The organism is Agromyces bracchium, assembly GCF_009709675.1.
Taxonomy (GTDB): domain Bacteria; phylum Actinomycetota; class Actinomycetes; order Actinomycetales; family Microbacteriaceae; genus Agromyces; species Agromyces bracchium.
Map to the genome: position 1 here is coordinate 88,183 of NZ_WMLB01000001.1, position 13,158 is coordinate 101,340.

The following is a 13,158-nucleotide window of genomic DNA, read 5'->3' on the forward strand; positions in this document are numbered from 1 at the left end:
GTGCGGCGCACGTCGAGTTCTTTCGACGGGCCTGCCCGTCAATGGAACACCGACCTCGCGTCGGCCGTCACCTCGATCGGCACGGTGACCGGCACGAGATCTGTCGAGATCGGCGCGTGCCACACGGCGCGGAGCGTCACGCTCGCGCTGCGCCCGTCGCTCGAATCGGCGCGTACGAGTTCGAGCCCGCGCAGCGAGTGCCCCCAAGTCGCCGAGGTAGTCGGTCGCGGCGTCGGCGACGGATGCCGCGTCGAGGCCGAACACGAGCGCGTCGCCCTCGACTCGGACCTCCTCCAGTTGCCACGATTCGGCGGCGGCGAGGGCGGCGCCGTCGGCGAGAGCGGACAGCCGCGTTCTTTCGGCGCGGGATCGAGTCGAGGACTTTGTGAAGCTAGGCGATATTGCACGCAGGCGTTGCTCCGGGAAGCCAATGTCCACACCGACCGGACCTAACGACGGGGGCGGGACAAGCCTCTCCAGCGAGTCATGATGCGCGACGACCAGCCACGTGACTGGCGTTTGACCTCAGAATCGGGACCAGCTGACACTGTCGGTTGCAGGACCGGGCCCTGGCTTGGCGCCCGAACCCCCGACGGTGCAGCATCATCGAGCGACGGAAACGGATCGAAGGCCCGGACCATCCCAGCGCCCACAAGAGAGACGAAGAATCCCGCGGCGATCCCGAGGAAGAAGGTCAGCGAACTCTGGTTGGCAACTGCGGAATTGTCGGAATACCGGGCGATCAATGGGTCCACCGTAGTCCTCGCCCAAGAAGAGTCTGCAGTCCAACCAGTTGAGCTCGCCGAGAACGAGTCCCCCTCCTGATCTGAGCGACTTGCTGGTGGGTACCCGTTCATGTAGTACAGATTGTCGCCCCTAGCAGTGCGAACCGAATTTGTAACGTCGATATCGAACCCGTCAATGGCGTCTCTACCCGAGTAGAAAGCAACTGTGGGCACCTGGACATCGCGCGTTGTATCTGAACTCGGAATCCACATCGCGGCCGTTTCGAGCGAGCATTGAATGGCATACGAACGGCGCCGCTCGGGTTCACCCTCAAAATCAACGTTCTTTGACCATCTCTTTAGTGACCAATCCTTCGTTTCCTCCGCAAGATCCGTGTCGCTCCTTGGGCTCGAGTCCGTCTGGAGCGAGCGCATAGCCGTGTAGACCGCTTCCTTTTCTTCATCACTCAGTTTTCCTTGCTCGACAGTCTCAACATCTCCCTCCGGGCATGTCGATAATTGCTCAGCAATAGGACCGAAGAACACGGCTGACAGGGTCGACGCAGTCGGCACATCCTTCTGATCAAGCGTTATTGAGAGTCGCAGGATCGACGACTCGTCACCGTCGAGCGGCGCAACAGTGACAGAGACGCTCGCGTCGGCATCGGCGGTCAATGCTGTCGAACTAAGTGCGATGAACCCGTACGAGACCGCGTATGGAGGGTGCGGGCGGTTGGCGGCCGTGTAGGCGGGAAACACGAGGAGCGCCGCGCCGACGAGGCCCACGGCTATCGGAATGATTATCCCGAGGAAGTAGCGCCTCCGGAGGCGCCTGTAGCGAAGTTCTTCGGTGCTCGTCAATGGACCTCCAGCTTGTTCATCGCTACCACAGATCTTGAGCCGTCGACTGCAGGAGTCGCGCCCCGCAAGAATTGGTGGTCCGGATCACATCCCAGCCTATGGATTGGCTCATCGCATCAGGGCGTGAGTCCCCCGCGGCGTGGTCGCACATGGAATTTCTCGGAAGAATCGTCTTCGTGGCGCGTGCCACCAAGTACCCGCGCAAGCTTTGTGAGCGCGCAGTCCGGGTGGTTAACGACGGGCGGTCGGACTATCCTAGCCAGTACTAGGCGATGACGGGGCAGACCCCTTCAACCTCCGCTGAGATCCTTCCGCATACCGCTGGCGGGTTCGAGGGTATCGGTGTTTCGCGCACAGACTGTCGTTTCTCTTTCACGCCCTGTCGGCAGTCCGGCAAGTCCTTGACGCTGAGTCCTCCTTGGCGGCCAGCTCAGAGCCGATGCGTAGATTCCTCCGCAGCACGGAGGCCGCGTACTTCACCGGAGATCCGGGTTTCAGGTCGCTTCGCAACTACTCGATGCATTGTGGGATCCGCGACCCTGCGCTGGCCCTTGACCCCGACGCGCCGATGTTCGGGCTCATTGAGGCCTTGACCGCCACTCAGGCGCCGGAGCTTTGGAGAAGGGTCTCAAGCACGACGCACGCCCTGTGTGACCTCCTTCGTGAGTGGTGCGCAAGTCACTGATGCGGTTCCCCGGGCCGGCCCTCGTGTCGAGCGAGTTCATCGTACGCAGATGCTGGAGCTTCTGGTCGAGTGTCGCACAAGTCAGCCGGTCGGCTCTCACTAGAGTCAAAGCATGCAGCTGACGTACACCCGTGAAGATTGGGCGCGCCGTGTAGCAGATGCTGCGGGCGCGCAGCACGCGAACGAAGCGGAGCTTCGACACAGGCTGTACGCCGTTCTTGCCCCGTACTGCATGGAAGTCGTGGGCCTGGACCAATCGGCACTTCGACACGAAGGCACCTCGGCTAGCGGGCGCTTCGACATGCTTCTCGGTTCCACGCTCATTGAGTTCAAGTCGCCAGGTGAGCTTGACACTCTTTCCAAGAGGCGCCAGCACGCGAAGCAGGCGCTGAGGTACCTGCGCGACGAGAACATCGGCGCCAATGTAGTACTCGTCACGGATGGTCGCATGTGGGGAATCCTGCGGGATCCTTCTTACTCCACCGACGTCGGCTTGACCCTAGACAGTGACTTGTTCCCCGCGACCGACGATGAACTCTTCCAGTGGCGACCCAATTCCCAAGGGACCTCAGAGCGGGTCCTCGACCTTCTCGACACCATCACGTTCGATCCGGTCACGCCCAAGACACTCATGAACAAGTTGGGTCCAACGACGACGCAGGGCCGCGCAACGCTGGCGGAGTTGGCACGCTCGCTTAGCGAGCGCTCGGACGATGGCCGGACAGACATTCTGTTTCGACAGTGGCTCGCCCTAGCCGGGGTGTCATATGGCATCGGAGCGGATCCGGAGCGATGGCCGAAGGATCGAAAGGCAACGCTTGGCCCGCTGAGCGACGTGATCCCGGACATTGGCTACGCGCACACCATCTTCACGTTGCACACCTACGTAGCGCTGTGTTCGAAGCTCATCGCGGCCGAGGCCTTGGCACTTACTCGAGGCAGGCCCGAGCAGCGCCCATCCCAATGGGCTTCACTGAGCGATTTGGAGTTCAGGACGGCGTTCGACCGTCTCGAATCAGGCGCTCTCGCAACTGCCATGGGTGCGCCACGAATGATGGGTGGTGATCTCTTCGGCTGGTATGCCGAGGCGACCCACGCCGAACCGAGTCTGTCCAAGGCGATCCGAACGTTGGTTGTCTCATTTTCTGAGTTGGCGTGGGCGCGGCTAACGCACGCCTCTCGTGTTAGCTCCGACCTCTTGCGGGACTTCTACACCGGCGTTGTTCCTCGGGGAATGAGGAGAAGTCTTGGCGAGTTCTTCACGCCCGAGTGGATCGCAGAGCAGGTGGTCGACCGCGCGCTTGCATTGAGCGAGCAGGCGGATGCGAGCGCCGTGCGGTATCTCGATCCCACGTGCGGCTCTGGCACATTTCTGGTCGCTGCGATGCGCAGATGCATTCTGTCTGGCCAAGAACGCGGGACCAGCCCCGCTGAGCTTGCTCAGATTGCCGTCGACGCGGTAACGGGGTTCGATGTGAACCCGGTGAGTCCCTTGATGGCGCGAGTGAATCTTCTACTCACCATGGGTGACCTCGCTGATCAACTACCCGTGATTCAGTTCAATGTCTTCCAAGCGGACAGCATCCTCATACCTGAGGAGCCAAGCGGTCAGGTCCGACTCGATCAGGGCCAAGCTGAGCTGACGATTCCGCTCGTGATCGGCGACGTGTCTCTGCCTCGGTCGCTCGCAACCCTTCCCGCTATCGCGGGCCTGGCTCGAATCGCAGATGCATCGATCCAGAACAACCGAGACAACGACACGTTCGCGAGGAGACTGCGCGCGGAGCTCCCTTCCATGGGGGTCGCCGCCGAGGATGCGGATCGAGCGATTGACGCGGCAGTGGAGCTGTACGACGTGCTGCGAACGCTTCATCTGGAGGGTCGGGACGGTGTATGGGCCCACGTCATCGAACAGTCGTTCGCACCGCGCGTCTTGAAGCCTGTTGACGTTGTGATTGGCAACCCGCCGTGGATCTCATGGAAGAACTTGCCCCTAGAGTGGCGAGACCGCTCTGAGTCGACGTGGACCAGATGGGGGCTTTGGCAGTCGAAGCGCCGAGGCGGCGGGACTCCGATGGGAGACATCAGCAGTCTCCTCCTGGCACGTGCCATCGCCACTTACTGTCGAGCCGGGGTTGTCGCTCTCCTATTGCCAGAAGGCGTGCTGATCAATGAGCCCGGTGGCCGCGCAATTCGCAGGTGCGTATTGGGCCGCGGTACTACCCACGAACAACCCTTCGCACCGCTGTTCGTCGACGACTTCTCCGAGCTCAATCCGTTCCCCGATGCCGCGACTCGCCCGATCGCGCTCTACGTGAGGTCCGGGTCGGAGGCTGCGTTCCCGATCGACGCGCGTAAGTGGGAGCGTGTCAAGGCTCGCACGCCGCTGCCGGTCGAACTTCCGCTTGCGGCCGCGAAGACTCGGCTCAGGACGGAGCATCATCAGCTCGCGCCCGTCGATCCGACTGATATCGCATCGAAGTGGCGGCCGGTCGCCGACGAGTCGGAAATCGACGCTGCCGGGCCGGTCAAGGGCCAGCGCTACACATGGGGACAGGGTTTCCATTCCCGCGGCGCCGACGGTATCTACTTCTGCGAAGTTGTGTCCGACGCTCCCTTCCCTGGCGGGCTGGTTCGGATCAGGACGCGCCCGGATCTCGGGCGGAACACCAAGCACCTCGAATCGGTCGAGACGTTGATCGAAGCTGAATACCTTTGGCCGCTGGTCCGAGGAGCAAACGTGAACTCGTTCGCCGTGGAGTCGTCGGGGCTCTATTGCATCGTTCCGCACGATCCTCAACGGCCGACACAAGTTCTCAGCCGCAACGAGGCGATCCGGAAGGCGCCGCGGCTCTACGACTACTTCGAGCCGCATCTGCAACAACTCGAAGGTAGGAGCGCCTACGACATGCGCCTTGATCACGACTATCCCTGGGGGATCCAGGGCACGGCATGGAAGCACATGAGTCGTGATCGGATCCTCGTGGTTAGCCGGTACATGGAACCGAATAAGCGACCTCCTGCCGCTGTGTATCAGCCAACCGAGGACACGCGCCTTGGTATGCGGACCACGTGTTATCCCAACAACAAGGTCAACTTCTTGGCATGCACCTCGCTTGCCGAGGCGGACTACGTCGCGGCATTCATGAACTCAGGCCCAGCGCTAAGCACAGTTGCCCGCCGGTCTTCAACGACCACGATCGCGCCGAGCACCCTCAACGCGCTAGCTATCGAGCAGTACAACCCAGCGATCGGTCTTCATCGCGAGGTCGCAGCTATCGGCGAAGAATGCAGGGTCGACCCACATGCGTGGCCAGCTTTGGCGCGAGCGCTCGATGAGAAGGTCGTCGCTCTCCTGGCGCGACACAGCACCGACTGACTGAGGCAGAAATGGGTGCCAGGCAAGTGACGGCTTGGTCGGAAGGGCGAGCAAGCGGGTGGGACCTCTCACATCGATCCCTCCGACGCCCGAGGACTTTCGCTCGGCGATTCACGCCTGACCGGGTCTGAGTCCCGCCACTGGTCCTGATGCGATTGCGACTGCCAGCGTGATCTGCATGAGCGAGTGAGCACTTGGAAGGAGGACACAGTTGCCACTCCTCGCGATGCGTGACGGCGAGCCGATCATTGCGCCGCTCACCAGCGAGATGGCGGGGGAAACCGTCCGCTCGAGCTTGGATCTGCAGCTGCCGTGCGGCGCACGTGCCATCGCGAAAACCAGCAGGTACGGCACCCATTTCTTCGCCCATTGGCCGGGTAGTCACTGTGGAGTCGAGCATCGAGGCGAGTCATCGGAGCATCCGAGGGCCAAAGGAGAAATCGTCCGCGGGGCAAGTGCGGCGGGCTGGAAGGCGGTCCCGCAGGTGATGCCCGCAGAGGGACTTGGATCGCCGATGTCATCGCGACGAACGGCGATAGACGGGTGGCCCTTGAAGAGCAGTGGTCGCAACAGACACCCGATGAGTACCTCAGGCGAACACGTCGATACTTAGCGGATGGTGTCGACTGTTATTGGTTCGCTCGCCACGCCGCACAAGTGCGGACCGCCGGGCTTGCCCTACCCGTATTCGAACTTGACCTGAATGGGGGTGAGGCGGAGGTCAACCTGGGCGCCGATTCGCCGTTGCCCGGTGATAGTCGCATGCTGCTGCCAGACCTTGTTGACAGGTCGAGGCTCTCGGCCTCGCGCACCTCGCCCACGACGAGCCGATCAGGCCGCATCCGCAGTGCCTCCTTGACGAGCCTCCGCAGGGTGATCTCACCCGACCCCTCGAGGTTCGGCTGGCGGCACTGCATCGCGACCAGGTCGCGCACGTCGAGGTCGAGCTCGAACGTCTCCTCGACGGTGACGACCCGCTCGCCCGTGCGCGTCGCCGCGAGCAGGGCGTTGAGCATCGTCGTCTAGCCCGTGTGCGTTGCACCGGAGACGAGCATGTTGGCGCCCGCGAGCACGCTCATCCGCAGGAACTCGGCCGCCGGGCGGGTCATCGAGCCGAGCTCGACGAGCTGCTGCAGCGAGCGGATGCGCTGCTGGAACTTCCGGATGTTCACGGCCCAGTGGGCCCGCGTGACATCGGGGATCGCGACGTGCAGGCGCGAGCCGTCGGGCAGCGACGCGTCGACGAACGGCGAGCTGAGGTCGACCCTGCGGCCCGAGTGCTGCAGCATCCGCTCGACCAGGTCGCGCACCTCGCGATCGGAGAGCACGACCGTGGTGAGCTCGGCCACGCCGCCGCGCGCCACGAACACGCGGGTCGGCGAGTTGATCCAGATCTCCTCGATCGTGGGGTCGTCGAAGTACGGCTGCAACGGTCCGTACCCGGTGATGGATGCCACGACCTCTCGGGCAGCCGCCTGCTCGTCGCCGAGCGGCGCGTGCGCCCCGGCGAGCGCCCGCTCGGAGTACCGGCGCACCTCTTCGGCGGCGAACCGCGCCGCGACCGCTTCGTCGCGAGCGAGGTCGACGCCCTCGCGGAGCACCCGCCCGCGCACCCGCTCGGCGATGGTGCGCACGGGGTCGGACATGGCTCCCATCATGGAGAAGCGGAGCGGATCGCCCGCTCAGTTATCCACACCGCTCCGTCGCCGCCGCGCCGTCAGCCGTCGAACACGGGCGGGATGTATCCGTCCGGCGAACGGACCTTCCCGCAGCGGGCGCACTCGTAGTAGCCGTCGCCGGTCTCCGGTTCGTGCTGCAGCACCCACTTGTGGATGCCGATCCGGCACTCCCAGTTCTTCTCGGCCATGGCCCACTCCCGTCTCCGGGTCAGGGGAACCGGGCCTCAGGCTACTCCCCCGTGCGGCACGCCGCACGGTCGGATCGGCTCAGCCGTCGAGGTCGTCGAGCGCGGCCTCCGCTTCGTCGCGGGCGCGGGCCGAACGTGCGGCCTCCGCGGCCGCCGACTCGCGCGCGCGGGTCGCGATCCGCAGCTCGCGCTCGGCCGGGCGGAGCTCGTCGCGCACCTCCGACAGGCGCCGCTCGAGCTCGTCGCGCTCGGTCTCGAGGTCGTCGAACCGGCGCACGGCGGCCTCGAGGCGAGCGGATGCCTCGGCGAGCGCGTGCTCATCGTCGTCGGCGCGCTCGCGCGCCTGCCGCAGGGTCTCATCGAGCCGTTCGCGTTCCCGGCGGGCGGCCTCGGCGGCTCGGTCGGCGGCGGTGTCGCGCGCAGCGCCGCGGGAGGCGGCATCCGCTCGCCCCTCGCGCTTCGCCGCTCGCGTGTCGACCCGCTCGGCCGGGCGCTTCCCGAGGCGGCGCGGCGGGCCGGGCTCGCCGCCCCCGACGGCACCGGCGAGATCGACCTCGATGCCGACCGCGCGGAGCGCGCGCACCAGCCGGCCGCTCGCGACGGCGGCGCCCGCCTCCGCGGACACGCTCGCGGCGACCAGGGTCTGCTCGACCTCGTCGAGCACGGCCCGCGAGGGCGAGCGGTCCGCGGCATCCGCCAAACCCGATGCGAGGCGCATGAGGTCGGCGATGAGCTCGCGCCGCTCGGCGACCAGTGCGCCGAGTGCGCGTCCGTCGCCCGCGGCCTGCGCGTCGGCGAGCTCGCCGCCGAGGCCCACGAGGTCGCCCACGCGGTCGGGCTCCTCGCGCGCGAGGCGGTTCACGATCCACGCCGACGGCGAGGGGCGGCGCAGCGCGCCGATCTGCTTGGCGAGCGTCGCGCCGCCCGCGGCGCGCGCGTCGACGGCGCGTTCGTTGCGCGCCGCCGTGAACTCCTCGGGCACGAGCGCGTAGAGCGCGTCGGCCGCCTCCGCCACCGGGTCGGTCGCCATGCCTCCATCATGGCGCGGCGGTCGCGGTCGGCGGCGGAGGAGTTCGCAGGATGAGACGCGTCATCCGCCTGCACACGGGGGCATCCGCCCTCTCATCCTGCGAACCCGATCCACCGACCACGCACCCCGTCCTCGGCGCCCGGCACCGCCGCGCCGGTTCGCAGGATGAGACGCGTCATCCACCCGCACACCGAGGCATCCGCCCTCTCATCCTGCGAACTCGATCCACCGACCACGCACCCCGTCCTCGCCGGCCGGCACGGCCGCGCCGGTTCGCAGGATGAGACGCGTCATCCACCCGCACACGGGGGCATCCGCCCTCTCATCCTGCGAACTCGATCCACCGCAGCGCCGTGCGAGCCGATCGAGCGCGATCGTCGCGCCAGTTCGCAGGACGAAACGCGTCATGACCGCTGCTGAGGGCGCGTGCGCCGCGTCATCCTGCGAACTCAGAGGAGCCCGGCCGCGGCGCCTCAGACCGTCTCGAGGTACTTGTGCACGAGGCTCACCGCGACCGAGCCCTGCCCCACCGCCGACGCGACGCGGCGCATCACGTCGTGCCGCACGTCGCCGGCGGCGAAGATGCCGGGCACGCTCGCCTCCTGCGGGAACGGATCGCGCTTCGGCGCCCACTCCCGAGGTCGGCGGCCGTCGTGCACGAGGTCCTGTCCGGTCAGCACGAACCCGTGATCGTCGAGTTCGACGAGGTCGCGCACGAGGTCGGTGCCGGGCACCGCGCCGATGAAGACGAACATCGCGTCGGCCGGCAGTTCCTCCTCGCCGCCGGTCGCCATGTCGCTCACGGTCACCGACTCGAGGTGGTCCTCGCCGGTCAGCGCGACCACGCGCGAGCGCGGGCGCACCGTGATGTTCGGCGCCGCCTCGATCTGGTCGATGAGGTAGCGCGACATCGATGACTCGAGCCCGTCGCCGCGCACGAGGATCGTGACCTCGGCCGCATACCGCGACAGGAACATCGCGCCCTGGCCGGCCGAGTTCGCGCCGCCGACGACGGCCACGCGGCATCCGCTGTACGCCACCGCTTCTGAGGCCGCCGCGCCGTAGTAGACGGATGCCCCGAGCAGCCGTTCCTCGCCGGGCACGCCGAGCGTGCGCGCCGACACGCCGGTCGCGAGCACGAGCGCACGGCACCGCAGCTCGCTGCCGTCGTCGAGCGTGAGGATCTTGTACGAGTCCTCGAGTCGGATGCCGGTGACCGCCTGCGGGCTCATGATCTCGGCGCCGAGCCGCTTCGCCTGCGTCACCGCGCGCCGCGCGAGGTCGGCGCCGCTGATGCCGTTCGGGAAGCCGAGGTAGTTCTCGATGCGCGAGCTCGTCCCGGCCTGGCCGCCGGGCACCTCGCGCTCGACGACCACGGTGCGCAGGCCCTCGGAGGCGCCGTAGACGGCGGCGGCGAGCCCGGCGGGGCCGGCGCCGACGACGACCAGGTCGTAGAACGGCTGCTGCGCGGGCGCCCGCAGGCCGATGCGCTCGGCGAGCTCGTGCAGATCGGGGCAGAACAGCGTCGTGCCGTCGGGGAGGAAGACGACGGGCAGCCTGCGGGCACCGCTCGTGGCGGCCTCGACGAGCTCGCGGGCGCCCTCGTTCTTCTCGATGTCGAGCCACTGGTACGGGATCTGGCTGCGCGCGAGGAAGTCCTTCACGGCGTGCGTCGTCGGCGACCAGAGCGTGCCGGCGACGCGGATGCCCTCGTACACGGGCGGTGACGAGGCGCGCCAGTCGTCGAGCAGGTCGTCGATCACCGGGTAGAGCCGCTCCTCCGGCGGATCCCACGGCTTCAGCAGGTAGTAGTCGAGGTCGAGCGCGTTGATGCTCGTGATCGCGGCACTCGTGTCGGCGTATGCCGTGAGCAGCACGCGCTTGGCGTCGGGTACGCGCTTCAGCGCCTGCTCGAGAAACTCGGTGCCCGTCATCCCGGGCATCCGCTGGTCGACGAGGAAGAGCGCGACCGGCGTGCCGCGTTTCAGGTACTCCCCCACGGCGTCGAGCCCCTCCTGTCCCGACGCCGCCTTCACGATCCGGTAGTCGTCGCGGTAGCGCGACTGCAGGTCTCGGGCGATCGCGTTGAGCACCTGCGGCTCGTCGTCGACGGTCATGATCACGGGCTTGGCCACCGGTCAGCCCTCCCCGTCGCCCGGGCCTTCGCCCGGTGCGTAACCCACGCCGTCGCCCGGCGTCGAGTCGATCGGCAGGCGCACGGTGAAGCACGTCCGGCCGGGCTCGGATTCGACCGTCATGTCGCCGTGGTGCTTCTTCACGACGATGTTCCGTGAGATCGGCAGGCCGAGCCCCGTGCCCTCGCCGACCGGCTTCGTCGTGAAGAACGGGTCGAAGAGCACGACCATGTTCTCGGGCGGGATCCCGGGGCCGTCGTCCTCGATCTGCACCTCGACCACGTCGCCGACGCGTCGGGCGCGTACCGTCAGCGTGCCGCGACCGCCCATCGCGTCGATCGCGTTGTCGATGAGGTTCGTCCACACCTGGTTGAGTTCGCTCGCGTAGGCCTGGATCACGGGCAGGTCGGTGTCGTAGTCGCGGACCACGTGCACGCCGCCCTTGAGCTTGTTGTGCAGGATGATCAGCGTGTTGTCGAGCCCGCGCCGCACGTCGACGTCCTGCACGGGGGTCTGGTCCATGTACGTGTAGGTCTTCAGCGCCTTCACGAGGTCGACGATGCGCGTCGTGCCGACCGCCACCTCCGAGAGCAGGGTGTAGATCAGGAACTTCAGGCCCAGCCACTCGATGACGATCGAGGCCTCCTCGCCGTCGAACGTCGCGGCGAGGCCGTCGAGGTCGTCGACCGAGAGTCCGAGGCTGACGACGGCGGGCGCGAGCTCCCCCGCATCGGAGACGCCGTGCGCGTCGAGCCAGTCCTCGGCCGCGGCCTCGCGGTCGCTGCGCTCGAGCGCCCCGAACTCGACCGGCTGGTCGGCGCGCTCGACCGCCATCCGATCGAGTTCGCGGAGGTGCTCGAGCTTCGAGCCGTAGAGCCCGAGGCGCCCGAGTTGGAGCTGCGCCTCCTGCAGCTTCGCGAACACCGCCAGCGCCTGCGACGCTCCGCGCTGCGCGGCGGAGGCCGGGTTGTTGAGTTCGTGCGCCATGCCGGCGCTCAGCTTGCCGAGCGACGCCATCTTCTCCTGCAGGATCAGCTGGTCCTGCATCTGGCCGATCTGCTCGAGCGTCCGCTCGAGCACCGAGTTCTTGCCACGCAGTTCCTCGGTGCGCTCCCGCAGCTGCTGCTCGCTCTGCCGCAGCGCCTCCTCGGCCGCCTTGCGCTCGCCGATGTCGCGGATGATGCCCGTGTAGTAGCGGTCCTCGTGCACCGTCCACGTCGACAGCGAGAGCTCGATCGGGATCTGCTCGCCCGACTTGGTGATCGCGGAGAGCTCGACCGTGGTGCCGATCACGTGCGCCTCGCCGGTCTCGGTGTAGCGCTTGATGCCCGTGCGGTGCAGTTCGCGGAACTCCGGCGGGATGACGAGCTCGAGCTGCTGCCCGACGGCCTCCTCCTCGGTGTAGCCGAGGATCCTCGTGGCCGCCGAGTTCCACGACATGATGCGGCCCGTGTGGTCGGCCGAGATGATCGCGTCGATCGCCGACTCGGTGACCGACCGGAACTTCTGCTCGGCCTGCTTGCGTTCGCTGATGTCGCGGATGATGCCCGTGTAGTAGCGGTCCTCATCGAGGAACCACGTCGCGAGCGAGAGCTCGATCGGGAACTCCGATCCGTCGCTGCGGATGGCGGCGAGCTCGACGGTCGAGCCGATGACGTGGGTCTCGCCGCCGGTGCTGACGCGGTGGATGCCGGTGCGGTGCAGGTCGCGGAACCGCTCGGGGATCACGAGTTCGAGCCGTTGCCCGATCGCCTCGGACTCGGTGTGGCCGAACAGCGCCGTGGCTGCGCTGTTCCAGCTTCGGATGATCCCTTCCGCATCCGCTGAGATGATCGCGTCGATCGCCGACTCCATGACGGAGCGGAACTTCGCCTCGGACTCGCGCAGCGCCATCCGCACCTTCGACACCGTGACCTGGCGCTCGATGCGGGCGAGCACCTCGCGCGCGTCGAACGGGATGCCGATGAGGTCGTCGCCGGCCTCGAGCCCGCGCACGCGCGTCTCGACGTCGGCGTCGGCGGCCATGAGGATGACGGGCAGGTCGTGCGTCTCGTCGGCTCGGTGCAGCTCCGCCGCGAGCGCGAACGCATCGGCACGCCGGAGTCCGGCGTCGAGCACGATGAGGTCGGGTCCAGTCGTGAGCGCGGCGTGCGCGCGGGCCGGGTCGCCCTCCGCGGTGATCACCGTGTAGCGGTCCTCCTCGAGGATGCCGCGGAGCTCGGCGACCGCCTCCGCGTCGTCGGAGATCACGAGGATCGAGCCGAGCTGGGCCACGGAGTCCACCTCCCCGTCGTCCGCGTCGTCGTCGCCTGGTCCTGTCCGGCCACCCTATCGACGCGAGCGGGCCGCGGACTGCCCCCCGTCCGGGGCCGGGCTCAGGGCGGGCGTCGAGACCAGCGACGTGACGAGGAGCGACGCCGCGGCCTCCGCCCGGGCGTACGGACCCCGCATTCGGGTGCCACCGCTCCGACACGCC

General features: G+C 67.1%; 7 protein-coding genes and 1 pseudogene. 2 read left to right on the forward strand and 6 right to left on the reverse strand.

Annotated elements, in window-relative coordinates; translation table 11 throughout:
• Positions 1–453 carry a hypothetical protein gene (locus GJ743_RS00365; RefSeq protein WP_155049958.1) on the forward strand — a complete coding sequence of 151 codons (453 nt, stop codon included), beginning with the start codon at positions 1–3 and terminating at the stop codon, positions 451–453.
• On the opposite strand, the gene GJ743_RS00370 is transcribed toward GJ743_RS00365, so the two are convergent.
• Positions 450–1,586 (reverse strand): hypothetical protein, encoded by a 1,137-nt coding sequence (locus GJ743_RS00370; protein WP_155049959.1) that lies wholly within the window; start codon positions 1,584–1,586, stop codon positions 450–452. The genes GJ743_RS00365 and GJ743_RS00370 overlap by 4 nt on opposite strands.
• Before the next feature lie 797 nt (positions 1,587–2,383).
• Between GJ743_RS00370 and GJ743_RS00375 the strand changes: the two genes are divergently transcribed.
• Complete coding sequence (locus GJ743_RS00375) at positions 2,384–5,650, forward strand: N-6 DNA methylase (protein WP_155049960.1); 3,267 nt, start codon at positions 2,384–2,386, stop codon at positions 5,648–5,650.
• Between the two features lie 785 nt (positions 5,651–6,435).
• Here GJ743_RS00375 and GJ743_RS00380 read toward each other — a convergent pair.
• The 5 genes and pseudogenes from GJ743_RS00380 to GJ743_RS00400 form a co-directional block, all read right to left on the reverse strand.
• Positions 6,436–7,305, reverse strand: a pseudogene (locus GJ743_RS00380) (CpaF family protein); the annotation flags it as partial.
• A gap of 62 nt (positions 7,306–7,367) precedes the next feature.
• Positions 7,368–7,517, reverse strand: coding sequence for a hypothetical protein (locus GJ743_RS00385; RefSeq protein WP_155049961.1), 150 nt, complete (start codon positions 7,515–7,517; stop codon positions 7,368–7,370).
• Positions 7,518–7,596: 79 nt separating this feature from the next.
• The gene (locus tag GJ743_RS00390; protein WP_155049962.1) at positions 7,597–8,547 is read right to left on the reverse strand and encodes a coiled-coil domain-containing protein; all 951 of its coding nucleotides are present in this window, start codon (positions 8,545–8,547) and stop codon (positions 7,597–7,599) included.
• A gap of 473 nt (positions 8,548–9,020) precedes the next feature.
• Entirely contained in the window at positions 9,021–10,682 is a 1,662-nt protein-coding gene (locus GJ743_RS00395; protein WP_328288639.1) for an FAD-dependent oxidoreductase, read from the reverse strand.
• Positions 10,683–10,685: 3 nt separating this feature from the next.
• Entirely contained in the window at positions 10,686–12,956 is a 2,271-nt protein-coding gene (locus tag GJ743_RS00400; protein WP_155049963.1) for a PAS domain S-box protein, read from the reverse strand.
• Positions 12,957–13,158: the final 202 nt, after the last annotated feature.